The following is a 23,127-nucleotide window of genomic DNA, read 5'->3' as shown; positions in this document are numbered from 1 at the left end:
TGTCGCGTCATGTCTCCTCCGCAGGGCGGACTCCTGCCCGGACCACCCGCCGCCAGCCGCTCCGGAGCTCGCCGTAGCACCCGAGGGCCGAGGACCTGTCCGGGATCACGGCGTGGGTGGGCGCCGGGCGGTGCGGGTGTGGGCTGGACCATGAGGTAGGCGGCGACCATGCCCGCCCTATAGCTTGACCCTTTATGACGGCCTTTCGTATCGGTGTGATGTACGACCGCTCCTGGGACCCGGCCGGGCTGCCCGCCTTCGCGCGCGAGGTCGAGGCGCTGGGGGTGGACGACCTGTGGGTCGTCGAGGATCTGGGGTGGAACGGCGGGATCTCGGCGGCGGCGGTGGCCCTGGGCGCGACCGAGCGGCTCCGCGTCGGCATCGGGATCGCGCCCGCGCCCTTGCGCAGCCCCGCGTTGCTGGCGATGGAGGTGGCCACCCTGGCCAGGGTCTTCCCCGGCCGGCTGGTGGCCGGGATCGGTCACGGTGCGCGGGAGTGGATGCAGCAGGTCGGTGTGGCCCCGCGGTCGCCGCTGGCGCTGCTGGAGGAGACCCTGAACGCGGTGCGCGGCCTGCTGCGTGGCGAGCGCGTCACCGTGGACGGGCGTGAACTGCGAATCGACGGGGTGGAGTTGGTCCACCCGCCGGCGAAGGATGCGGTGCCGCCGGTGATTGCGGGCGTCGTCTCGCCCAAGTCCCTGGAGCTGGCCGGCCGCGCCGCGCAGGGCACGCTCGTGGCCGAGGGCCACGGCCCGGCGGACCTGCGCGCGGTCCGCGCCGCCGCGGAGCGCGGCGGCGCGGGCGCGGACTACACGATCACCGCCTTCACCTTCGTGGGCGTGGGAGGCGCGGCGGCGCCGGCCCTGCGGGACGCCGTCGCGGGACACGCACAGTGGCTGGGGCGCGAGGAGTCGGCGACGTTCGCGGCCGGGGGCACGGCGGCCGAGGCCACCGCAGCGCTCCGCACGCTCGCGGACGCCGGCGCGCAGACGGTGGTGGTGCGGATCTGCGGTCCCGAGCCGCTCGCGCAGCTCCGCGAGGTGATGGCAGCCCTCGGCAGCTGAGGACCGCAGTGCCCGCCATGGAAGCGCTTGAAGGGTTGACGCCCCAAAGAATGAGTGGTTGATTACTCACAAGCAAACGGAACGGCGACGTTAACCCCCTACTCCTACAGGTTCAATCGTCCGACCAGATGGCAGCCCGCAGACGGCCATCCGATCGGGCAAGGGAGTGAGTGATTGACCACACCTAGTCTGCTGCATGATCGGTCAGGCATGACCCCTCACCGCCGAACGCACCACCGACACCGCCGTCGACAGGAGCACCCCGGCGTCGCCCGATTCACGGCCCCTGGATCGCGAGCGCCGACACCCCGAGGCTCCACTCCCCAACCGCAGCACCGCATACCAGATCACGACCATTCGATGGAGGACCCGATGTTCGACAACCGAGACGAGCTGGCGCAGTCGTTCGAGAAGCACGACGAGACGCACGACGAGACGCACGCCGAGAAGCACGACGGAAAGCTGGACCGGAAGGCCGACAAGAAGGCCGTGAAGAAGCGTCGGCGCACCCGGCAGCGGACCGCGGAGATCGCGGCCTACTCCGGCCTGGGAGTGGTCGTCCTGGCCGAACCCTGGCTGCTACTCCTGCTCGCCGTCCCGGCCCTGGTGCTCGCCCTGCGGGACTGACCCGCTTCGCGGATCCACCCCTGGCAGCCCGTCACCCGAACCGCGGGGTGGCGGGCTCCCGGCCCGCCACCGGGAGCGGGTGGGCGCGGGGATCGCCGTTCGACCTGCGGTCCGCAGACCGGGCGGGCGGTCACAGGCAGGCAGGGAACGGCCACCCCGGGTGACCTTGATCACAACACCGTGTCATCCGCGAGGGGCGAGCCATTAGTGAGAACATGATCCCGATTCCCGGCACCCGCAGTGCCGACGCCGAACCCGGCACCCCCGACCCCGCCGTCACGGAGCTGCGCCATCTCCTCTTCGGGGCCGACCGGGCCCAGGTGCACGGCCCCTGGCAGGAGTTGGCCACCGACCCGTCGATGCACCGGCAGCACGAGACCGATCTCTCCGACCAGCTCGACGCCTCCTACCGGCGTCTGCGTCGTCTGAACCGAATCACCGATCCCTTCGAACTCTCCCGCGACCCCTACCGGCTGACGGCCCTTCACGAGTGGACCGGCCCACTGGACGGCGCACTCACCGTCCTCGCGGGCATTCACTACAATCTCTTCCTCGGCAGCCTGCTCGACCACGATCCCCACCCCAAGCGGCCGTTGACCGAGTACGCCGCCATGGACCGGATCGGCACCTTCCTCTGCACCGAGCTCGCGCACGGCAACGACGCCACCGCCCTGGAGACCACCGCCGCCTACGACCCGGCCGACCGCACGTTCACCCTGCACACCCCGCACGGCGGCGCCCGGAAGTTCATGCCCAACACCAGCCTGGCCGGCGGCCCCAAGTCCGCCGTGGTGGCCGCGCGGCTGCTGGTCGAGGGCCGCGACCACGGCGTGTTCCTCTTCCTCGTCCCGCTCACCGACCACCGGGGCACCCTGCCCGGGATCACCGTGCGACCGCTGCCGCTGCGCCCGGGAAGTCCGGTGGACCACTGCCTGACCTCCTTCGACCAGGTCCGCCTGCCGTACGAGGCGCTGCTGACCGGCGAGCAGGGCCGGCTCGCGGACGACGGCACCTTCACCAGCGCGGTGGGCAGCAAGCGGAAACGGTTCCTCACCGGAATCGGCCGGGTCACCCTCGGCAAGCTCTGCATGAGCGCCAGCGGGATCGGCGCCGCCCGGGCCGCGCTGGCCACCGCCGTCCGCTATGCCCACCACCGCCGGGTGACCGGTGCCCGGCCGGACCGCCGGGTACCCGTGTGGGCGCACCGCACCCACCACGGTCCGCTGGTCGAAGGGCTCGCCACCGCCTACGCGATGACGGCACTGCACCGGGTGGCGACCGCCCGGTGGGCCGAGCGCGACCGCACGGACCCGGAGGCCGTCACCGTCGCGGAACGCCAGGTCGCCGTGGCGAAGGGCTGGATCACCTGGCAGGCGCGTGCCCTGCTGATCGAGTGCCGTGAGCGCTGCGGGGCCCAGGGCCTCCTCCCCGTCAACGGAATCGTTTCCGCGGCCATCGACGTCGAAGGGACGATCACCGCCGAAGGTGACAACCTCGCGCTCTGGGCGAAGACCGGGGCCGAACTGCTGCTCGACCGGGATCCGCCGCCGGTCGGCGCCACCGAGGGCAGCCTGAGCGACCCGGCCGTCCGTCAGAGACTGCTGCAGACCGCCGAGCACCTCCTGCTGGTCCGCGCGCGGGCCCGGCTTCGCGAGGCACCCGCCGGCGACGGCCTGCGCCGCTGGAACGCCGCCGCTCCCGCCGCCCTGGACGCCGTCACCGCCCGGGCCGAGCACCAGGCCGGGGCCGCCCTGCTGGCCTGGGCGGTGCGCGCCACCGATCCGCAGGCCCGCGCGGCGCTCCTGGACCTGCACCTCGTGTTCACCCTGCGGCGTCTCCAGGCCCGCAGCGGCACGCTGCACGGTGAGCGGCACCTGACGGCCGCCCGGCTCGACGAGTTGCCCGACCTGATCGAGCAGGCCATCGCCCGGCTCGCCGACCAGTCCCTCACCCTGGTCGACGCCTTCGATCTGCCGGAACGATTCTTCGCCCTGCGTCCGATCGCCAACGCCGACTACCAGGAGGCCTTCGAGGACGCACCTGCCCACGGGGACCTCACCGTGGGCGCCTGACGGAGGATGTCTGGCGGAGGGCTCCGACGGCACGCGGCCGTCCGACAGCGGAACGGCCCTCGCCAGGCGCCCCTGGGAGGGCGCCGGGCGAGGGCCTCGCGCGTCCACCGTCCGGCATCGTGGGGACCGGTAGAGGGGGAAGCCCCGGGCGCTCAACCGACCGGGCTCGGCCGTCGAGCGGGCGGCGGCCGGGGCGACCGCTCGTCCGTCAGACGGAGGTGGAGAGTGCTACGTGGCGCCACTGGTCGAGTTCACGCCGTACAAGATCCAGTTTCGCCTCGACACGCTCGACCGCGTCTGCGCCCAGCTGCAGGCGCAGCGGAGGCTCGGCGGTCTCGGTGACGTCCACGACGGCTCTGGCGGCCTTCGCCGGGTCGCCCGGCTGCCGGCCGTCGTTGTGGACCAGTGCCTCGCGCACCGGTCCCGCGGCGGTGCTGTAGTCGGCGATGGTGGCCGGCTCGATCCGGAGGCTGGCGCTGCCCAGGAAGTCCGTGCGAAAGCCGCCCGGCTCGATGATCGTGACGCGGACTCCGAGGGGGGCGAGTTCGCCGTGGAGTGCTTCGGAGATGCCTTCGAGGGCGAACTTCGACGCGCCGTAGAGGCCCGTCGCCGGCGCGGTGGCGAAGCCGGCCACGGAGCTGATGTTCAGGACATGTCCGGATCGCTGGGCGCGCAACGTCGGCAGGGTCGCCCGCAGCGTGTTGAGCACGCCGAACACGTTGACGTCGAACAGTGCCCGAGCGGCCTGGTCCGAGGTCTCCTCGATCGCGCCGACGAGTCCGTACCCGGCGTTGTTGGCCACGACGTCGATCCGGCCGAACCGGGCGAGCCCGGCCTCCACAGCGGCCGTCAGCTGCTCCGGTTCGGTCACGTCCGCGTTCACCGCCAGCAGTCCGTCCGGCTGGTGCGGGTACGCATCGAGCACCGCCGACACGTCCCTCGCTGTAGCGATCACGCGGTGTCCCCGGTCCAGTGCCTCGCGGGTGATCTCCGCGCCGAGCCCCCGCGATGCCCCGGTGACAAACCAGATACTCATGCTTCTCCCCTGTTCCGTCGACCCGACGGGCCGACGGCTCGACGCTAGACCCTAGAGTCGGGTCTAGATCAACAGCTGGGTGAGGGGGCGCTCATGGACCTGAGCATCGGTGAGGTGGCGCAGCGCAGTGGGCTGAGCGTGCACGCGTTGCGGTTCTACGAGCGGGAGGGCCTGTTCGCCAATCCGGTACGCCGTCTGTCCAACGGCCGCCGGATCTATCACGAGGAGGATCTGGGATGGCTGGCGATCTGCACGAAGCTGCGTTCCTCCGGCATGTCGCTGGCGATGATCCGGCAGTACATCGAGCTGGTCCGCCAGGGCACGGGCAACGAGCACGAACGGCTCGAACTGCTGCGCCGGCACCAGGACCACGTGGAGGCCCAGGTCCGGGAGCTGCAGGAGACCCTGGACGTGATGCGGCACAAGGTGCGGATCTACGAGGAGCATGTCGCCCGGGGCGAAGCCGACCGGCTCTGGAACCCGTCCCACCCGGATGCCGGGGCCTGCTCGGAACCGGTGGATCGGCTCCGTGAGGTCGCACCCTCCTGAGCGATCTTCCCCGCCGGGCCCTGGCGTCGGACCGGGCGGGGAAGCCCGGGCCGATCGGGAACGCGATCGCCGGTGCCCTGGGAGGAATGGTTCGCCGGGACCATCCGGGCAGGCGGTTGAGTGGCCTCCTGCGTGGTCAGGACACTAGGTTCGACGTTGATCAAGGGGGTGGGACCGGGCATGACGGTCGACGGCAGATGGTTCGTGTTGGTCGAGGAGAGCTACGAGGGCAGGACCGACGACGGCGGTACCTCCTGGCGGCTCGGCCGCCAGGAGGAGGCGGGTACCTTCGAGCGGGCCCGGGAGGCGGCCGTGGAGACCGCCCGGACCTTCCGGCCCGGGGGCTGGCTGGGAGACCACTGGAACCCGCACCACGGGCGGCGTATCTACCAGTTGACGGACCGGTCCTGGCTGGTGGAGGTCACGCAGGGGCACCAGAGGAGAACGTTCCGGGTCACCCTGGGCAACCTCGTCGAGGTGGTGGCCGAGACCGAGCCCGCGCCCGTGGCCGCTCCGAGGAGGAAGGGCCTCTTCGGCCGCGCTCAGGGCTCCTGACAGAGGTGGTGGGCCTGAGCCGGTCAGCGGTCGGTGTCGTGCGCGAGGCCGCCGGGTAGCAGGACCTGGTCGGCCGCGTCGTCGCACGCGACAAACCTGGCGACGTCGGCGATCGTCCCCGGGATACTGGTCGCCCATGGATGAGGTCAAAGTCGTTGTCGCCCATCCCGAGCGCGCCACCCTGCGCGTCGGCGACGTGTTCCTGAAGGTGGACGCCGATCAGGCGCGCGTCGACGTCGAGGTCGAGGCGATGTCCCTCGCGCCGGTTCCGACCCCCGAGGTCCTGTGGCGCAAACCGCCCGTCCTCGCGATCGCCGCGCTCCCGGGGACGACGCTCGGGCGCCTCGGTGGGCCGTCGACCGGGTCGTCGGCGGCGTGGGCCGCGGCGGGCGCCGCCATCCGGAAGCTGCACGACGCACCGCTGCCGCCCTGGCCCGGCCGGGCCGGCCGCGGCACCGCCGCGCTGGCGGCCGAACTCGACGACGAGTGCGAGCTGCTCGTGACGAAGGGTCTCCTGTCCGCTGACCTGGTCACCCGCAACCGCCAGGTCGCCGAGGCCGCGCTCCGGCCGTGGACTGCGGCGTTCACGCACGGCGACCTGCAGATCGCGCACGTCTTCGTCGACGGCGACGAGGTCACGGGTATCATCGACTGGTCCGAGGCGGGCCAGGGTGATGCCCTGTACGACCTCGCCACCTTCACGCTCGGACACGAGGAGCACCTCGACGACGTCGTCGCCGGCTACGGCACCGACGTCGACCTCGACGTGATCCACGCGTGGTGGTCGTTGCGAAGCCTGCTGGTGGTTCGCTGGCTGATCGAGCACGGCTTCGACCCGTTCGCGCCGGGATGTGAGGTCGACGTGCTGAGATCCCGGATGTGAGGCGGCGCGGACCCGACTACTGCGCAGGCGTTCCGACGCATGCGCAGGCCCCCCGGGGGGCGCATCGCCTGCCCGTACTGACGACGCCGGGCGCCGACGTGGAGCGGGGCGCCGTCGCACCGGGGCCGGCCGTCCGGCAGCCGACCAGGTCCGGAGGCGGAGGGGTACGGCGTACCTCCCGCGGTGTCAGTCCTACCGGTCGGCCGTCACTGGTGCGGGATTTCGATGCCGGCGGCGCGCAGGTGCGCCTCGACCAGGGTGTTCAGCCGGGCGATGGCCGGCTCCTGATCCTCCCGGTGGTGGTTGATCAGTCCGTACCGGGCGGAGGCGTCGGACCGGCGCCGGGAGCCCGCCGGCACCTCCAGCAGCGCGCGGCCGGCCAGCAGCTTGTCGGCCAGCGAGGTCGCCAGCTCCTCGATCCGCGGGTCGTCGGGGTGCCAGGACGCCACCTCCAGGCCGCGCTTGGTCAGTTCGACGAACTCGGGATCGCCCAGTCCGTGTTCGAGCCTGGTCAGGAAGGTGTCGAAGACCTCCGGGGCCAGCGCCCGGGCCAGCACCAGGGCCTCCCGTTGCGTGGCGACGTAGTCGGGGCCGAAACCGAGGGCGGCGAGCCGGTCCAGGACCGCGCAGGCCCGGTCGGGCAGGAGGGCGCGGTCGCCGTGGGCGAGCCGGTGCAGCGTGTCGCGTCGCGCGATCAGGTCCTCGACCTGTGCGGTGAGCCGACGGTGGACATCGTCCAGGGCGGCGGCGAACCGCTCGGGATCGGCATCGAGCAGCTCGCCGATCTCGGCCAGCGGGACGCCCGCTCCGGCCAGGGTCCGGGCCTGGACCAGCCGGAGGAGGTCGGCCGACCCGTAACGCCGGTAGCCGGAACCGTCACGTTCCGGCTCGGCGACCAGGCCGAGCCGGTGGTAGTGCCGCACGGTCTTGATCGTGACGCCGACGAACGCCGCTGCCTGACCGATCGTGAGCCCGCCTGCCATCGGCTCAACGCACCCGCAGATCGTGGGCGGCCGTGTCCCCGCGCGCCGCGCCCTCGCGAGCCGCGTCGGCGCGGACGTCCTCGGGCACGGTCGAGCGGTGGCCGCAGGCGGCCTTCGCGCTCACTGCGAGCTGGGGGTTGCGGATGATCACAGAGGCGAGGGTAGCGCGCGTCCACTCCCGCTCGTCTCCCGCCCGCCCCCTCGGTGTCGCGTTGACCTTGACCTTGGGTCAAGGTGCACGCTCCTTCCAAGGCCGCCACGAAGGGGCCGGGCAGCCACCGGGGCCGCCGTGGAATCGCACACCGTGGACAAGGGGATTCATGATGGCAAGGGACGACAGCGGCTTCTCCGAGGCAGGGCTGCGCCGGCTGCACGACGTGCTGGCGCGGCACGTCGAGTCCGGGAGGATTCCCGGACTCGTCGCCCTGGTCAGCCGCGACGGCCGGACGCACGTCGAAGCGCTCGGGACCATGCGGCACGACGGGGGCGCGCCGATGCGCCGGGACACGATCTTCCGGATGGCGTCCACCTCCAAGCCGGTCACGACGGCGGCAGCGATGATCCTGCTCGACGAGTGCCGGCTTCGGCTGGACGAGCCGGTGGACCCGTGGCTCCCCGAGCTCGCCGACCGCCGGGTCCTGAAGCGGCCCGACGGCCCGCTGGAGGACACCGTGCCCGCGCGGCGGCCGATCACCGTACGGGATCTGCTGACCTCCACGTTCGGGCTCGGACTGGACTTCGATCTGCTGGAGTCCCCGATCCGGGCCGCCACCTTCGAACGCCTCGACTACAGCGTGGCGTCCGGCCCGGCACCGGACCCGGACGAGTGGATGCGCCGCCTCGGGGAACTGCCGCTGTCGTACCAGCCCGGAGAGCGGTGGCAGTACGACCTCGGCAACGAGGTACTCGGCGTGCTGGTCTCCAGGGTCACGGGTCGGCCGTTGGAGACGTTCCTGCGCGAACGCGTCCTCGAACCGCTCGGGATGAAGGACACCGCCTTCCACGTGCCCGCCGAGAAGATCGACCGGCTGCCGCCCCTGTACGGGCCCGACCCGCAGACCGGGGAGTTCCACGTCTGGGACGAGGCGGAGGGCGGACGGTCCAGCCGGCCCCCGGTCTTCCAAGGTGCCGGCGGCGGGCTGGTCTCCACCGTCGACGACTACCACGCCTACTTCCGGATGCTGCTCGATCACGGGGTGCACGGCAGCGAACGGGTCCTGTCCCGGTCCGCCGTCGAGCTGATGACCACCAACCGCCTCACACCCGGGCAGCAGGCCTCCCGGGACGCCATGTACCGGAGCATCGCCCACATGACGGTCGGCCAGGGGCAGCAGGGCGGCTGGGGTTTCGGGATGGCGGTGCGCACCCACCGCAGCGACTACGCACCCGTCGGTCAGTTCGGCTGGGACGGCGGTACGGGCACCACCGTCCACGCCGACCCGGACGACCGGCTCACCGGAATCCTGCTCACCCAGGTCGGGATGTCTACCCCGGACTCGGCGCGGCTCATCCACGACTTCTGGACCACCCTCTACCAGGCCACCGATTCCTCCTGAGGATCCCGAGCGGCCTGCGGGACGAGCGACGGGACGGGCGACGGGACGGCTTCGTCGCACCGCCCGCCCCGCAGATCGCACTCGTGCCCGGGGGACGGCACCTGGGCCGACGCCGTACTGAGCGTCCGCCCCGGCCGGAGCCGAACCCGTCGTGCCGCTCCCCGCAGCGGCCACGGGCTCGGCGGATCAGCTGCGGGAGCCCGGCCCGGGGTCCTACGGTGTTCGCATCGGCGTGACCGTGCGTCAGGTACACAGGACGGGTTCGGTCGGGGTGGAAGAGGAACGGGTGGCCGCCGTGACCGGGCCGAGGGGGCCCGGTCACGGATCGGGGTCGGGGTCGGGGTCGGGATACGCGGTCGGTGGCCGGCTCGTCCTGACCTCCGCCCACGTCACCGGACCTGTCGGCACGAGGGTGGAGGTGTTCCACCCGGGCGGTACCGGCAGCGCGGGCGGGCGCGTGGTGTGGGCCGGCACACCGAAGGAGCGTGACGACGCCGCACTGGTCCTGGTCGACGACTCCGAGCACTGGCAGCCGCCGACCGCGCCCGTCCGGTGGGGGCGCACGGTCACCAGACGCCCTGGCGCGCGGTGCGAGACCTGGGGCGTACCGGACGAGGCCCAGCGCCACGGCCGTCCGATCGAGGCCTCTCAGCTACGCGGGGAGGTGAACCCGGGCAGTGGCTTCGTCGGTAACCAGTACGTCATGGACCTGCGCACGCCCGTGTCCGGGTGGCGCGGCGGCGGGACGTCGCCGTGGGGCGGCCTGTCCGGCGCCGCGATGTTCTGCGACCGCCACCTGACCGGCGTCGTGGCCGCGGATCGGAACCACTCCGCCCACGGCCGGCTGAACGTCGTCCCGGCCTACGTCCTCCACCACGACCCGGCGTTCCGCGCCGCCCTGGCCGAGCACGGTGCCGGCCCGGTCGGGGGTCTGGAGCCGGTGGAGTTCCAGGACCTCACCGACCGCGCCGATTCTCCTGCCGGCCGGCCCGTTCCTGCGACACCGGCGGCGCTGCTGGAGGCCGGGCGGCAGACCGTTCCCTTCCACGGCCGCGAGGACCTGCTCGCCGAGATGACCGCGTGGTGCGCGCTGGGCGGGTTCGGAGTGTGGCTGCTGCACGGTCCGGGCGGTCAGGGCAAGACCCGCCTCGCCCACCACCTCGCCCATCTGCTGACTGCCGACGGCTGGGCGGTGCTGTGGCCGCGGGCCGCCGCCACGACAGCCCAGCTGCTGGACGTGCGGCGGGCGGCGAAGCCGGTGCTGGTCGTCCTCGACTACGCCGAGACCCGCCCCGAGCAGCTCGGGGCCCTGATCGAAGCCGCCGCCGAACACCCGGGGACCAGCCCCCTCAGGCTGCTCCTGCTCGCCCGGACCGCCGGCGACTGGTGGCAACAGGCCACCACCGCCACCCGCCAGGCCGAGGACCACCTCGCCACGGCCCGCACCCACCGCCTCACCCCCCTCGAAGACGACCCCGGCCGGCGGGCCGGCCACTACCGCGAAGCCGTCCACGCCCTCGCCACGGCCCTCCCCCTCGTCCACGGCCTCGCCGGACACGACTGGACCGCGGCCTCCGAATCCCTGCCCGTGCCCCGGCACCTCGGCCACGATGCCTACGGCAACGCCCTCACCCTCCACATGACCGCCCTCGCCGACCTCCTCGACGCCACCGGGCCCGAACCCCGAATCGGCGGACCCGGACCGGCGGGAAACGGCGGGACACACGGGCGTGCACAGGACGTCGAGGACCGGCTGCTCGGCCACGAGAGCCGGTACTGGCGCGACAGCGCCACCGCCCGTGGCCTCAGCCCCGCCTTGAGCACGGCAACCCTGAAGACCGCACTCGCCGCCGCCCACCTCGTCGGCGCCGCCGACCGCGAACACGCCGACCGGCTCTGGCGACGACTCCCGGCACTCGCCGACCAGCCCCGCGACCGCCGCGACCAGGTCACCGCCTGGCTCGCCACCCTCTACCCCGCCGACGCCGCCCCCGGCGGGCCGCCCTGGGGATCACTGCAGCCCGACCGCCTCGTCGAGCGCCACATCGGCCGCACCCTCGACACCGACCCCGGTCTCGCCGACCACCTCCTCACCGACGCCGACGAAGGCCGGGCCGTACAGCTCCTCACCGTCTACAGCCGCGCCGCCGCCCACCCCGTCTTCCACCGGCGCCTTGAGAACCACCTCACCGATCTCTGTCTGCGCCACGACCGGCAGATGGCCCGACACATCGTCACCACCGCCATCCGCACCGACCACCCGGGGCCCCTGATCGCCGCCCTCGACGCCCTCACCGGTGATTCCAGCACCCCACCCCACCGTCTCGCCGGGCTCTACGGCCTACTCCCCCACGCCAGCCAGCGTCTTGCCTCCACCGCGGCCCGCCTCTGCCACGAACTCGTCGAACACCACCGCACCCTGGCGGCAACGGACCCCGGCGTCCACCTCCCCGACCTCGCCATGACCCTCAACAACCTCTCCGTCCGGCTGGCAGAGGTGGGCCGGCGGGACGAGGGCCTCACCGCGATCGAGGAAGCCACCGACCACTACCGCACCCTCGCGACGGCCGACCCCGGTGCCCACCTGACCAACCTCGCCATGGCCCTCAACAACCTCTCCGTCGAACTGGGTGGTGCGGGCCGGCTGGACGCTGGGCTGGCCGCGATCGAGGAAGCCACCGCCCACTACCGCACCCTCGCAGCGGCCGACCCGAGCGCCCACCGACCCGACCTGGCGATGGCCCTCACCAACCTCTCCGTCCGGCTGGCGGACGTGGGCCGACGGGACGAAGGGCTGGCAGCCGCCGCTGAGGCCACCGCCCACTACCGCACCCTGGAAGCGGCCGACCCCGGTGCCCACCTGCCCGACCTCGCCAAGGCGCTCAACAACCTCTCCGCCCGGCTGGGAGCCGTGGGCCGACGGAACGAAGGGCTGGCCGCCGCCGCTGAGGCCACCGTCATCCGCCGCACGCTGGTCGCGACGAATCCCGACGCCCACCTGCCCGACCTCGCCAAATCCCTCACCAACCTCTCGGTCGGGCTGGGCGAGGTCGGGCGCGGAAGCGAGGGACTGACCGTCGCTGCGGAGGCCGTCGGCCACTACCGTGCCCTCACCAGCAGCAACCCGGGCGCCCACCTGCCCGACCTCGCCATGGCCCTCACCAACCTCTCCGTCCGGTTGGGCGGTGCAGGTCGGTGGAACGAAGGGCTGGCCGCGATCGAGGAAGCCACCGCCCGCTACCGCACCCTCGCAACCGCCAACCCGAGCGCCCACCGACCCGACCTGGCGATGGCCCTCAACAACCTCTCCATCCAGTTGGGCGAGGTGGGTCGGTGGGACGAAGGGCTGGCCGCGATCGAAGAAGCCACCGGCCACTACCGCACCCTCGCGACCGCCAACCCCGACGCCTACCGACCCAACTTGGCCCTGACCCTCGTCAACCTCTCCACCAGGCTGGGCGACGTCGGCCGACAGGACGAAGGCCTGGCCGCCGCCGCTGAGGCCACCGGCCACTTCCGCACCCTCGCAACGGCCAACCCCGACGCCCACCGCCCCAACCTCGCCAAGGCCCTCAACAACCTCTCCACCCAGCTGGGTGGTGCGGGCCGGCGGGCCGAAGCGCTGGCCGCGATCGAGGAAGCCACCGGCCACTACCGCACCCTCGTGGCGGCCGACCCGAGCGCCTACCTACCCGACCTGGCGATGGCCCTCAACAACCTCTCCGTCGAACTGGGGGGTGCGGGCCGGCGGGACGAAGGCCTGGCCGCGATCGAAGAAGCCGCCGCCCACTACCGCACCCTCGTGGCGGCCGACCCGAGCGCCCACCGACCCAACCTCGCCCTGACCCTCAACAACCTCTCCGTCGAACTGGGGGGTGCGGGCCGCCGCGAAGAAGGCCTGGCCGCCGTCCGAGAAGCCGTCGCCATCCGCCGAAGCCTCGCTCAGGTCTACCCCGCCCGCTTCGAAATCGCTCTGCAACAGTCCCTGGACGTGGCCGAGTGGCTCGAAGGACTCGAACCGTAGCGCAGAGGAACAGCACACGCTCGGGGCAGCACTCCCGCCGGTCGGAGCGACCTGTCGGCCGTCGCCCGCTGATGCCACCGTCACCACTCGGTCAGCGACGAGACCGGCGGCGTTGCGACGATCACGCGAATCCGCCGCCGCCGTCGTCATCACCTCGACCCCGTGACCGGGGCTAACGGGCCACGGGTGGGGCCCGGGGGCCGGCTGTGCGGGCCGGGCCCCCGGGTGGTGTGGGGCCGTCAGCCGGCAAGGTGCTCCAGGGTGAAGACGGTTGCCCGGTAGGAGTACTGGGCCACGGGCGAACCGGCGGAGCCGGCCGGGTCGGCGACGGTGGCGAAGCTCCCGCTGTGCGCGATCCGGAGAAGTACCTCGCTGGAGCCGGGCGAGGTGTGGACCAGTGTGAAGAGCTGGTTGAGGTAGATCCACCCCGAGCAGTCGAACACGTTGAAGTTGGCGCCGTCGGCCAGTCCCTCGGTCGTGTCGTTCGGGTTCTGCTTCCAGACGCCCAGGCAGGTGTTCTCGTTCTGCCGACTGCGGAAGATGAAGATCTGGTTGTCGGCGTTGTAGTGGCACATCTTCCACTGCTGGTGGTAGCCACCGCTGTCGGGGCTCTGAACGGCCTGCCCCCAGGGGCTGGCCTGGTTCCTCTCCACGAGCTGTCCGAAGGGCGTCTTGATCCGGTAGTAGCCGTCGTCGCAGACGTAGCCGTGCCACTCGCTCGACGCCGGACCCCGGGGCGCGGCCGACGCGGGGCCGGCGAGCAGGGTGAGGCCGGCCAGTGAGGCGAGGGCGGCGGCGCCGAGGGCGCGCAGCACCGTGCCCCGGCGGGTGGTGGGGTGGCGCAGTGGGTTCGTCACGAGGTCCTCCGTCGTCAGGTCGGTGGGCACGGTCAGCAGCTGCTGATGAGGAGTTGGGCCGCCCGGCGCACGGTGCCGGCCGGTTGGACGGGGGCGCAGCCGACCGAGCCGATCTCCGGGGACTCGTAGGTGGTGAAGGTCCCGGGGCTCGACGAGGTGGTGACCCAGATGCCGGTGGTGGGGCCGGTCTGGGCGCAGATGCGGTTGACGTACTGGCCGGTGACGACGCGGGTCCCACGGTAGAGGCCGTACCGTCCGGGCGAAACGAGGTTCCAGGTGTCGCTGACGGTCTGGGTGGTGGTGCTGGAGGTGGTCTTCTGGACCGAGAAGCCGATCTTGACCTCGACCTTGGCGAACAGCGCGCTCGCGCTGGCGGTGATCTCGGTCCTGTTGTCGACGGTGGTGGTCACCGAGCTGACCCGGCTCAGGGTGTCGCTGTGCTGTCCGGTGGTGCCCGCGGTGACGTTGTAGATGAGGAAGTCGGTGACGAGGGGCGTGACTTGCAGGTTCAAGGGCTCCGTGGTGGCGTGGTCCACGGCGGGGTTGCAAAGGGTCGGGAGGGGGTCGGCATGGGCGGCGGGAGCGGTGCCCAGGCCCAGCAGGCCCACCGCGACGGCGGTGGTGGCCGAGGCGGCGACGGTGCGCAGGCGCGCCTTGCGGGTGGTGGTCATCTGTGTTTCTCCAGCGGTCGCGGAAACAGGGATGAGACGTGCGCGCGACGACGAGTGCGCGCACACGCCTCGTACAGGGGCAGGAAGGTCATGCGCGTGCGTATGCGTCCTTGGCGATGCTTCGGGCCTCGCAGCAGTGCCGCTGCCGTGGTGAGGCACACGACGGCAGCGGCGCTCTGCGTGAGGCGGGCCTCTGTGTCCAGAAGCTTGAGGACCCTGGTCAGGATCGGTTCCTCGGAGATCGCATGCGCGGGACAGGAACCGGGGTCGGGGTCCGTACCGGCCGGCGGTCGGTACGCGCCCGGACCGTGGACCTCCGCGGTCCGGGTGAGGAAAAGTCTCGTCGTGGCGCACCGGGCGCCGGTAGTGTCCGATGCCACGAGCCGGGCGGGCCGTGTCATGGTCGGCCGGTGACAACTGTCATGACGTTTGGCTGGTTCGGCCACAGACAGACGGCGACGGCGGACTCTAGGCTGACCGGAAATGATCATCTCACCTGCGGGGCCCAGGACGGCCGAGCCGGGGCGGCTGGGCCGCCTGACCTGCTGGACGCTGCTCGCCCTGGGCCCCCTCTGGCTGCTGCTGGCCGCGAACGACCTCGCGTTCAACCTGGGCACCAGGACCCAGGTCATGGCTGCTCCGGTGCTGATCGCCGTCGCGGTCCAGCACACGCGTCTCATCCGCCGGGCGGTCCCCGTCGGCCGCGCGGGCCGGGCCCCCCTCCACGGCTCCGCGACCGCCGGAGGGCGGTGGAGCTTCCTGCTGCTGGCCGCGGCGATCGCGATGTGGGGCGAGATGGCGGACCGCCCGTACACCGCCCTCGACTGGGCCATGCTGCCAGGGGCCATGGCGGCGGCGCTGGCCCTGTCCCTGCCCGCCCGGGCGCGCCGCCGGCTGCTGACGGCGGTCGCGGTGGGCTGCGCGGTGCTGGGCGAGGCAGTGGCGCAGTGGCGTCACGACCACCCCGAACTACTGCCCGGGGTGCCGGCGGCGACCGGCGCGGGGATGGTGCTGTTCATCGCCGGGGTGGAGTTGATGCTGGTCCGGCTGTGGCGGGCGGTACTGGAGGCCGAACACCTCCGCGAGACCACGGCCACCCTCGCCGTGGCCGAGGAGAGGCTGCGGTTCGCCGCCGATCTGCACGACCTCCAGGGCCACAGGCTCCAGGTCATCACGCTCAAGAGCGAGCTGGCCGAGCGGCTGATCGGCCGCAGCGACCACGAGGCACGCACACAGGTCCGGGAGATCTCCGAACTGGCCCGCAGCGCACTCGAGGAGTCCCGGGCCGTCGTCCACGGCTACCGGCGAGCCAGCCTGAGTACCGAACTGGCCAACGCCGCGGGAATCCTGGAGGCCGCCGGGATCACCACCACCATCGACGGCGACGCCGCACGCATCCCCCACCAGCTCCAGCCGGCCTTCGCCGCCCTGGTCCGCGAGGGCGTCACCAACATCCTCCGCCACAGCCGCGCCCGCCACTGCCGCATCACCATCACCGCCGGCCCGGGCCGGGCCCGCGTCCTGCTGCGCAACGACGGAGCCCCCTCACGCCCGGCGGAGCCCGGCAGCGGCCTGGCCGGACTGCAGGAACGCTTCCACGCCATCGGCGGGTACGTACGCATCGCCACCCAGCCCGACGGCCACTTCGAACTGACCGGCCACAGCCACCGGGAGACCCCCGAGTGATCCGCATCCTGCTCGCCGACGACGAGGACCTCACCCGCGGCGCCCTCGCCGCGCTCCTCGGTCTCGAACCCGACCTCACCGTCGTCGCCCAGGCCCCTGACGGCCCCACAGCGGTCGAAGCCGCCACCCGCCACCCGATCGACATCGCTCTCCTGGACCTGGAGATGCCCCACCTCGACGGCATCTCCGCCGCCCAGGCCATCCACCGCCACCGCCCCGTCCCCACCGTCCTCGTCACCCGCCACGCCCGGCCCGGGGTGCTGCGCCGCGCTCTGGCCGCGGGCATCCACGGCTTCGTCCCCAAGACCACCCCCGCCACCCGCCTGGCCGCGATCCTGCGCGACGTCCACGACGGCGGCCGCTACATCGACCACCAGCTCGCCACCCACGCCCTCACCGAAACCCCCTGCCCCCTCACCCCCCGCGAACTGGACGTGCTGCGCGCCGTCCACCACGGCCAGGCCATCAGCGCCCTCGCCACGGAGCACCATCTCGCTCCCGGCACCGTCCGCAACTACCTCTCCGGTGCCATCACCAAACTCGCCGTCCGCACCCGCCACGAAGCGGCCCGCCGTGCCTGGGAGGAGGGGTGGATCTGAGCGCGTGCGGGGTGCCTCCGTCCGATGCGACGTGCTGTCGGTGCGGGTGACTACGGTGGCACCGGGAGCGCGGCCCGCGTTCCCGGCCTGCACGTGTCCCCGCCTGCCGGGCGAGGCCGCGCGCGCCGTCGACCGCCCGACCCCTGAGAGACCCTGTGCGCCTGATCTTCGCCCACCCCGATGACTTCCCCCACTACGAGCACGTCGAGGAACTCCTCAACGACGGGTTCGAGACCACCCTGCTCCGTACGGACGTGTCCGACGACCTGTGGATCGAGCTGATCAGCTACGACGCCGGACAGGGCGTCATCGTCTACGGCGCCGCCCGGTTCGGGCCGTACTCCCGCTACGTCGAGGAGGCCGACACCCGCGAGGAGGCCGAAGCGCGGTACGAGGAGATGGTCCGCGAGGCCGCCGACGAGGAGGCTGCCGCGCAGCCGGGCTGAGCCGCGTTCCGCTGCCAGGTCCGCGGGCGTGTTGGACATGCGGTTCGTAGACGAATGTCCACTAGTCTGCGTCGACGAAGTGACTGGTGACGTCACAGCGACGAGAGGACCGACCATGGTGAAGAACTACGCGGATCTGCCGACGCCGGAGTCCGTGCGCATCATCGACTTCGACGAGGCGAAGGCCGTCCCGGGGATCGTTCCGGGCACCTTCATCCTGGTCGTCAACGGCGTCATGCCCTACGTGAACATGACGGTTCGTCTCTCGCCGCTGGTCTACATCGAGCGTCCGGAGTACTGGGGCATCGAGGTCATCGGCTCGCTGCCCGGCATCGGGCTCCCCGCCACCACCCCGTACACGGTCTCCCTGCCGCTGGACGGCATCCTGGGGACCAGGGGAATCGAGGTGATCGGGGCGAACAGGACCGAGCAGATCGCCGTCCCGTAGCAGGCCGGGCACCGAAGGCGTTCTCCGCCGGGCTCGCCTCCGCGCCCTCGGCCGTGCGTTCGTGACCGCTCCCGGGCCTGGTGCCGGGGCGGCGCGCCGTACCGGTCCCCCGCCCCGCCGCCGGGACCGGTGCCCCGTCCGACCGCTCCGCACCCGACAACGATCCGCACACGTCCGGCGGTTCGGAAGCGCCCGATCAGTCGATGACGGCCGTGGCCTCGATCTCGACCAGATGCTCGGGGACGTCCAGCGCCGCGACACCCAGCAGCGTGCCCGGCGGCACGGGCGTGACGCCCAGCTTCGCGGCCGCCCGGGCGATCCCTTCCAGGAGCAGGGGCATCTTGTCGGGGGTCCAGTCGACGACGTAGACCGTCAGCTTCGCCACGTCGTCGAAGGAAGCACCGACCCCGGCCAGGGCCGTGCCGATGTTGAGGTAGCACCGCTCGACCTGAACGGCGAGGTCGCCGTCGCCGACCGTGACCCCGTCGGCGTCCCACGCGACCTGTCCGGCGACGAAGACGAGCTTCGAGCCGGTCGCGATCGACACCTGCCGGTAGACGTCGATCTCCGGCAGTCCACCGGGGTTCACCAGGGTGATGGCCATGCTGCTGTCTCCCTCGCCAGGGGCGCCCGCGGTCCGAGGCCGTCGAGCCACGATGCGTCCGCTCTCTTGTGGTTACTTGGGAACGGTAGGAGAGTGTGCGCTGACATGGAAGAACGCACTTTTCGGTGACTGAGGAACCTCATGGTGACCAAGCAGTTCACGGGCTCGACCGACAACGCAGACCTGCGGCGGGCCGACTCCCTGGCGCGGGAGATCTTCTCGGACGTCGCCAACAAATGGGCGCTCCTGATCATCGAGTCCCTCGGGGAGCGCACCCTGCGCTTCGGTGAGCTGCGGGACACGGTCGAGGGGATCAGTCACAAGATGCTCACCCAGAACCTGCGCATGCTGGAGCGCAACGGCCTGGTCGAGCGGACGGTGCACCCCGTCGTGCCGCCACGGGTCGAGTACACCCTCACCGAGCCGGGCCAGGCCCTGCGAGTGACGATCGACGGGCTGTGCGACTGGACCCACCGCTACCTCGGACACATCGAAGCCGCCCGGCACCGCTCCGCCGGCTGACGCGCGACCTGCCGGTCGCCGTCGCGCGGCCTGCGGCCGCTCGGCCGGTACGACTCGGCCGGGCGGGTCACGGCAGGGGCCCGACCGTTTCCCCGGCCCGCGAACGGGTGATCCCTCTCCGGCCAGAGCGGCGGGCGTTCCCGTCGCCGCGACGCCCTCCGGAGGCCCCGCCGTGCCACTGCGCTCCCGCCGTTCGCCGCTCACCGCCCGACCGCGGCCCAGCCGCCGTCCCGGGCACGCGGTCACCGCACTGCTCGCCGCCTCGATGGCCCTGGCACCGGCCGCGCCCGCCGCGGCGGAGCCCCGCGGCGACGACCGCGAGCTTCGGGCCCGCCTGCAAGAGCTGGTCGACCGTCCGGACGGCCCGCCCGGCGCCATCGCCGTACTGCGCGAGGACGGGCACGTGCGGGTGCTCCGGGCCGGAGTGGCCGAGGTCGGCACCGGCCGCCCGCCCCGCTCCACCGACCACATGCGGCTGGCCAGCGCGGCGAAGGCGTTCAGCGGCGCGGTCGCGCTGCGCCTGGTCGACTGCGGGCTCCTCGGACTGGACGACACGATCGCCGACCGGCTGCCCTCGCTGCCGGGCGACTGGGGCGCGGTGACGCTTCGTCAGCTTCTCCACCACACCAGCGGGCTGCCGGACTACAGCATGGCGCAGGGCTTCGTCGACCTGATCATCGCCGACCCGCACCACGTGTTCGACTCCCAGCACCTGCTGGACTTCGTCGCCGACGAGGACCTGGAGTTCACCCCCGGCTCCCGCTACCAGTACTCCAACTCCGACAACATCGCCGTCGCCCTGATGGCCGAGGCCGCGACCGGGCAGCGCTACGAGGACCTGCTGGCCTCCCAGGTCTACCGGCCGCTGGGGCTCACGCAGACCAGCCTCCCCTCCGGGTACGAGCTGCCCGAGCCCTACCTGCACGGCTACGCCGTCCAGCCGCCCGACCCGCCGGAGGACGTCAGCACGCAGTTCGGCGCCTCGGGCGCCTGGGCCTCGGGCGGCCTGGTGTCCACTCCGAGGGACTTCAACACGTTCGCGGCCGGGTACGCGGGCGGCCCGCTGATCAGCGACGAGACCCGGCAGCGGCAGCGGGCCTTCATCGAGGGCGCCTCCGAGCCGGCCGGCCCGGGCGCCAACCGTTCCGGGCTGGCGATCTTCGAGTACACCACCCGCTGCGGCGTCGTGCTCGGGCACACGGGCAACACCGCGGGCTACACGCAGTTCGGCGCGGGCACCCCGGACGGGCGCCGCAGCCTCACCGTCTCCGTCACCAGCCAGGTGAACCAGCGGGTCAACCCGGACCTGCTGGCCCACCTGCGCGCCGTAGAGGAGGACTTCGTGTGCGCGCTGCTGGCCGACTAGGAACTGCCCCGGCCGATCATGTGACCGCCGGATGAACTGATCGTTGTTCTAGGTATGGGGCGGGGAGAGCGCGGTGATCTGTCGGATGCCGAGTGGGAGCGGCTTCGGCCATTTATTCCGGTGAGCAACGGTCGGTGCGGACGGTGGCGTGATCACCGGCAGGTGATCGACGGGATCCTGCATTGGGTACGGACCGGGGTTCACTGGCGTGACCTGCCTGAACGGTTCGGGCCGTGGGAGACGGTCTACGAGCGTCATCGGCTCTGGTCTGCCGACGGCACGTGGGAACGTCTGCTGCAACAGGTTCAGGCCGAGGCCGACGCGGCCGGTGAGATCGACTGGGAGATCTCGGTCGACTCCACCGCCGTGCGCGCACACCAGCACGCGGCTGGTGCCCGTACCGACCCGCCGCCGGCTCTTGCCTACTCAAAGGGGGAGGAGATGGTGGAACACCAGCGCGAAAGTCCGTGGCAGAGCCTCGTCGGCCAGCTGGTGGAGGTGGTGCTGGAGGCGAGGGCCTGGGCCGCTCGCGAGGCGGCTTCACCAACAAGATCCACCTCAGTGCTGACGGCCGCTGCCGCCCGCTGTCCTTGATCCTCACGCCGGGGCAGTGGGCCGACCGCAACCAGTTCGTGCCTGTACTGGAGAAGATCCGGGTCCCCCGGATCGGGCCGGGTAGGCCCCGCAAGAAGCCGGACAGCGTCGCGGCTGACAAGGCCTACAGCAACGGCCCATGCCGTCAGTACCTGCGGCAGCGGGGCGTCCGGCGCACGATCCCGGAGAAGACCGATAGCCAGGCCGCCCGCCTGCGCAAAGGATCACGAGGCGGACGGCCGCCCTGCTTCGACGAGGAGCGGTACAAGAAGCGCAACACCGTCGAACGGGCCATCAACAAGCTGAAGAACTCCTGAGCCGTCGCGACCCGATATGACAAGCGCGGGTATGTGTTCCTCGGCACCGTCACCGTGGCGGCCCTGGTCATCTGGCTTCGCACATGACCGTCCGGCAGCCTGCAGCTATCGGCCCGCGCGGCGGTTGAGCCAGGACCTTTCCAACGCCGACAACGGCGGAGCAGGCACCGGGCCGGTGTCGTTGTAGACCGCGATGGGGTCATCCGGATTTGACCACGAGCCGACCGCCCAGAGTCGGTACACGTGCTCATCGCCCCCGGAGAGCGGCACTGCAATGGCCTCGGGTGCGGGCGGACCTGGAACACACCGGCCGACGTCCTCCCCGTAGGGCCCGCCATCGAAGAGGGCGTGCATCCAACCCCGCGGCGGCCTTCCGCTCAGATCGAAGACGTCCTCCATACCCTCCCCTTCGGTTGCGGCGATCGTACGGCAACGACAACCACGGGCCACTCATCAAGATCGGCCGGACAGTTCCTAGTAGTGCTTTGTTAGGTGGTGTCGTAGGTCTGCCATGGGGTGGGTTGTCGGCAGGTGGGGCAGGTGCCGGTCCAGGTGGCGATGAGGTGTTGGAGGAGGTCCAGGACCTGGTGGAGCGTCAGGCCCTGGCAGGGACTTTTGGGTGGGTGCGCTGTTCGGTGAGGAACAGGTGGGCGGCACTGACGAGGGTGACGTGGCGGTGCCAGCCGGTGAACGAGCGGCCTTCGAAGTGGTCCAGCCCGAGGCGGGTCGTCAGTTCCCGGTAGTCGTGTTCGATCCGCCATCGTGACTTCGCGAGCCTGACCAGGTCCCTGGTGGGGATGTCGGCGGGCAGGTTCGAGATCCAGTACCGGACCGGCTCCGCCTCGCCCTCCGGCCACTGCGCGATCAGCCAGGTCAGCGGGATCGTGCCGTCTTCGGCGGGCCTGGGGCGCCGCCCTGCCAGCCGGATGCGCAGGAGCACGAAGTGCGAGCTCATCGCGGCTCTGGAGCCCTTGCGCCAGGTCACGGACCGCCCGGATCGGCGTCCCGCGGCCAGCACGTGCTCGCGCAGGGGAAGCGGCCGGGTGCGGTAGCGCGGCAGCGGCCGTGGCCCCAGGCCGCCGTAGGGCGGCCGGTGGGGTTCGGCGCTCTCGCCATGTGCGGTCATCTCGCCCTTCACCTGGAGCACGTAGGCCAGGCGGCGGTCCCCAGACCGTGCCGGAAGTCGGCATTCGCACCGTAGCCGGCATCCGCGACCAGCGCGGCGGGCCGCAGTCCGGTGCCGGCGAGCTCGTCCAGCATGTCCAACGCGAGCTGCCACTTCGGGCGGTGGTGTTCGTCCTCGGGGATCCGGCAGGCCTCGCGCCGTCCGGCGGCCTCCGGCCCGTCCCAGGACTCGGGCAGGAACAGCCGCCAGGACAGCGGGCACGAGGCGGTGTCGGAGACCGCGTGGACGCTGACGCCGATCTGGCAGCTGCCGACCTTCCCCAGGACTTGTTTCTGAATAACTGTCAGAGTTGATCTTCCTTGTCGGCGGGCTCGGACAGAAGGGCTCGGAGCTGTTCCAGGGTGCGGGCGGGCGACCCGGGCAGCGGTGTGACGGCGATGCGGTGCAGGTCCAGTAGGCGGTGGCCGTCCTGGAACTGGTTGGAGAGGTTGGTGCGGGTGACGCCCAGCAGCTGGGCCAGGAGGGTGCTGGTGATCGCCCTG

General features: G+C 71.9%; 23 protein-coding genes and 1 pseudogene. 15 read left to right on the top strand and 9 right to left on the bottom strand.

Features of this window, described 5'->3' with window-relative positions; translation table 11 throughout:
- Positions 1-194: 194 nt before the first annotated feature.
- The 3 genes from ACFWIC_RS32440 (at position 195) to ACFWIC_RS32430 (ending at position 3,763) form a co-directional block, all read left to right on the top strand.
- Positions 195-1,064 (top strand): LLM class flavin-dependent oxidoreductase, encoded by an 870-nt coding sequence (locus tag ACFWIC_RS32440; protein ID WP_380520661.1) that lies wholly within the window; start codon positions 195-197, stop codon positions 1,062-1,064.
- Between the two features lie 372 nt (positions 1,065-1,436).
- Complete coding sequence (locus ACFWIC_RS32435) at positions 1,437-1,691, top strand: hypothetical protein (protein WP_380520660.1); 255 nt, start codon at positions 1,437-1,439, stop codon at positions 1,689-1,691.
- A gap of 215 nt (positions 1,692-1,906) precedes the next feature.
- Positions 1,907-3,763 carry an acyl-CoA dehydrogenase gene (locus ACFWIC_RS32430; RefSeq protein WP_380520659.1) on the top strand — a complete coding sequence of 619 codons (1,857 nt, stop codon included), beginning with the start codon at positions 1,907-1,909 and terminating at the stop codon, positions 3,761-3,763.
- Between the two features lie 208 nt (positions 3,764-3,971).
- Here ACFWIC_RS32430 and ACFWIC_RS32425 read toward each other — a convergent pair whose 3' ends face one another.
- On the bottom strand, positions 3,972-4,799 hold the full coding sequence (locus tag ACFWIC_RS32425) for an oxidoreductase (RefSeq protein WP_380354829.1): 828 nt from the start codon (positions 4,797-4,799) through the stop codon (positions 3,972-3,974).
- 93 nt (positions 4,800-4,892) lie between these two features.
- Here ACFWIC_RS32425 and ACFWIC_RS32420 point away from each other — a divergent pair, with 93 nt between their 5' ends.
- From ACFWIC_RS32420 to ACFWIC_RS32410, 3 genes are all read left to right on the top strand, one after another.
- Positions 4,893-5,348: a MerR family transcriptional regulator gene (locus tag ACFWIC_RS32420; RefSeq protein ID WP_380354831.1), complete on the top strand. Its 456-nt coding sequence runs from the start codon at positions 4,893-4,895 to the stop codon at positions 5,346-5,348.
- A 180-nt stretch (positions 5,349-5,528) separates the two neighbouring features.
- Positions 5,529-5,903, top strand: coding sequence for a hypothetical protein (locus ACFWIC_RS32415; protein ID WP_380520657.1), 375 nt, complete (start codon positions 5,529-5,531; stop codon positions 5,901-5,903).
- 136 nt (positions 5,904-6,039) lie between these two features.
- Complete coding sequence (locus ACFWIC_RS32410; RefSeq protein WP_380354836.1) at positions 6,040-6,786, top strand: phosphotransferase family protein; 747 nt, start codon at positions 6,040-6,042, stop codon at positions 6,784-6,786.
- Between the two features lie 206 nt (positions 6,787-6,992).
- Here the strand turns inward: ACFWIC_RS32410 and ACFWIC_RS32405 are convergent, their stop codons facing one another.
- Positions 6,993-7,769: a MerR family transcriptional regulator gene (locus ACFWIC_RS32405; protein WP_380520656.1), complete on the bottom strand. Its 777-nt coding sequence runs from the start codon at positions 7,767-7,769 to the stop codon at positions 6,993-6,995.
- 4 nt (positions 7,770-7,773) lie between these two features.
- The gene (locus ACFWIC_RS32400; RefSeq protein WP_380520655.1) at positions 7,774-7,920 is read right to left on the bottom strand and encodes a hypothetical protein; all 147 of its coding nucleotides are present in this window, start codon (positions 7,918-7,920) and stop codon (positions 7,774-7,776) included.
- A gap of 172 nt (positions 7,921-8,092) precedes the next feature.
- Here ACFWIC_RS32400 and ACFWIC_RS32395 point away from each other — a divergent pair, with 172 nt between their 5' ends.
- Together ACFWIC_RS32395 and ACFWIC_RS32390 are read left to right on the top strand one after the other, a co-directional pair.
- Positions 8,093-9,325 (top strand): serine hydrolase domain-containing protein, encoded by a 1,233-nt coding sequence (locus tag ACFWIC_RS32395; protein ID WP_380354891.1) that lies wholly within the window; start codon positions 8,093-8,095, stop codon positions 9,323-9,325.
- A gap of 418 nt (positions 9,326-9,743) precedes the next feature.
- Entirely contained in the window at positions 9,744-13,349 is a 3,606-nt protein-coding gene (locus ACFWIC_RS32390) for a tetratricopeptide repeat protein (RefSeq protein ID WP_380520654.1), read from the top strand.
- A gap of 239 nt (positions 13,350-13,588) precedes the next feature.
- Here ACFWIC_RS32390 and ACFWIC_RS32385 read toward each other — a convergent pair whose 3' ends face one another.
- Together ACFWIC_RS32385 and ACFWIC_RS32380 are read right to left on the bottom strand one after the other, a co-directional pair.
- A complete protein-coding gene (locus tag ACFWIC_RS32385) occupies positions 13,589-14,206 on the bottom strand; it encodes an RICIN domain-containing protein (protein WP_380520653.1) in 618 nt (205 codons plus the stop codon).
- 32 nt (positions 14,207-14,238) lie between these two features.
- On the bottom strand, positions 14,239-14,877 hold the full coding sequence (locus tag ACFWIC_RS32380; protein WP_380354846.1) for a hypothetical protein: 639 nt from the start codon (positions 14,875-14,877) through the stop codon (positions 14,239-14,241).
- A gap of 483 nt (positions 14,878-15,360) precedes the next feature.
- Here ACFWIC_RS32380 and ACFWIC_RS32375 point away from each other — a divergent pair, with 483 nt between their 5' ends.
- The 4 genes from ACFWIC_RS32375 to ACFWIC_RS32360 all read left to right on the top strand — a co-directional run bounded on the left by ACFWIC_RS32375 (position 15,361) and on the right by ACFWIC_RS32360 (position 18,056).
- Positions 15,361-16,563: a sensor histidine kinase gene (locus ACFWIC_RS32375; RefSeq protein WP_380520652.1), complete on the top strand. Its 1,203-nt coding sequence runs from the start codon at positions 15,361-15,363 to the stop codon at positions 16,561-16,563.
- Positions 16,560-17,162: a response regulator transcription factor gene (locus tag ACFWIC_RS32370; protein WP_329875976.1), complete on the top strand. Its 603-nt coding sequence runs from the start codon at positions 16,560-16,562 to the stop codon at positions 17,160-17,162. Before ACFWIC_RS32375 ends, ACFWIC_RS32370 begins: the two co-directional genes overlap by 4 nt.
- A gap of 155 nt (positions 17,163-17,317) precedes the next feature.
- On the top strand, positions 17,318-17,608 hold the full coding sequence (locus tag ACFWIC_RS32365; protein WP_380520651.1) for a hypothetical protein: 291 nt from the start codon (positions 17,318-17,320) through the stop codon (positions 17,606-17,608).
- Between the two features lie 115 nt (positions 17,609-17,723).
- Positions 17,724-18,056 (top strand): hypothetical protein, encoded by a 333-nt coding sequence (locus ACFWIC_RS32360; RefSeq protein ID WP_355404867.1) that lies wholly within the window; start codon positions 17,724-17,726, stop codon positions 18,054-18,056.
- A gap of 196 nt (positions 18,057-18,252) precedes the next feature.
- Here the strand turns inward: ACFWIC_RS32360 and ACFWIC_RS32355 are convergent, their stop codons facing one another.
- Positions 18,253-18,660, bottom strand: coding sequence for a RidA family protein (locus tag ACFWIC_RS32355; protein ID WP_329875971.1), 408 nt, complete (start codon positions 18,658-18,660; stop codon positions 18,253-18,255).
- A 141-nt stretch (positions 18,661-18,801) separates the two neighbouring features.
- On the opposite strand from ACFWIC_RS32355, the gene ACFWIC_RS32350 reads away from it, so the two are divergent.
- The 3 genes and pseudogenes from ACFWIC_RS32350 to ACFWIC_RS32340 all read left to right on the top strand — a co-directional run bounded on the left by ACFWIC_RS32350 (position 18,802) and on the right by ACFWIC_RS32340 (position 21,546).
- The gene (locus ACFWIC_RS32350) at positions 18,802-19,182 is read left to right on the top strand and encodes a winged helix-turn-helix transcriptional regulator (RefSeq protein WP_380520650.1); all 381 of its coding nucleotides are present in this window, start codon (positions 18,802-18,804) and stop codon (positions 19,180-19,182) included.
- Positions 19,183-19,354: 172 nt separating this feature from the next.
- Positions 19,355-20,548: a serine hydrolase domain-containing protein gene (locus ACFWIC_RS32345; RefSeq protein WP_380520649.1), complete on the top strand. Its 1,194-nt coding sequence runs from the start codon at positions 19,355-19,357 to the stop codon at positions 20,546-20,548.
- Between the two features lie 54 nt (positions 20,549-20,602).
- A pseudogene (locus ACFWIC_RS32340) lies at positions 20,603-21,546 on the top strand (IS5 family transposase).
- A gap of 508 nt (positions 21,547-22,054) precedes the next feature.
- Here the strand turns inward: ACFWIC_RS32340 and ACFWIC_RS32335 are convergent.
- From ACFWIC_RS32335 to ACFWIC_RS32325, 3 genes are all read right to left on the bottom strand, one after another.
- The gene (locus ACFWIC_RS32335) at positions 22,055-22,585 is read right to left on the bottom strand and encodes a transposase (protein ID WP_380520648.1); all 531 of its coding nucleotides are present in this window, start codon (positions 22,583-22,585) and stop codon (positions 22,055-22,057) included.
- A gap of 8 nt (positions 22,586-22,593) precedes the next feature.
- Positions 22,594-22,884 carry a transposase gene (locus ACFWIC_RS32330; RefSeq protein WP_380520679.1) on the bottom strand — a complete coding sequence of 97 codons (291 nt, stop codon included), beginning with the start codon at positions 22,882-22,884 and terminating at the stop codon, positions 22,594-22,596.
- A gap of 44 nt (positions 22,885-22,928) precedes the next feature.
- Positions 22,929-23,127 (bottom strand): hypothetical protein (locus tag ACFWIC_RS32325; protein ID WP_380520681.1); only part of this gene is annotated, 199 nt, incomplete at its 5' end.

It is taken from the genome of Kitasatospora sp. NPDC127035, from assembly GCF_042726075.1.
Lineage (GTDB): Bacteria > Actinomycetota > Actinomycetes > Streptomycetales > Streptomycetaceae > Kitasatospora.
The sequence above is the reverse complement of the archived record's forward strand: the minus strand, read 5'-3'. Positions and strand labels throughout refer to the sequence as shown.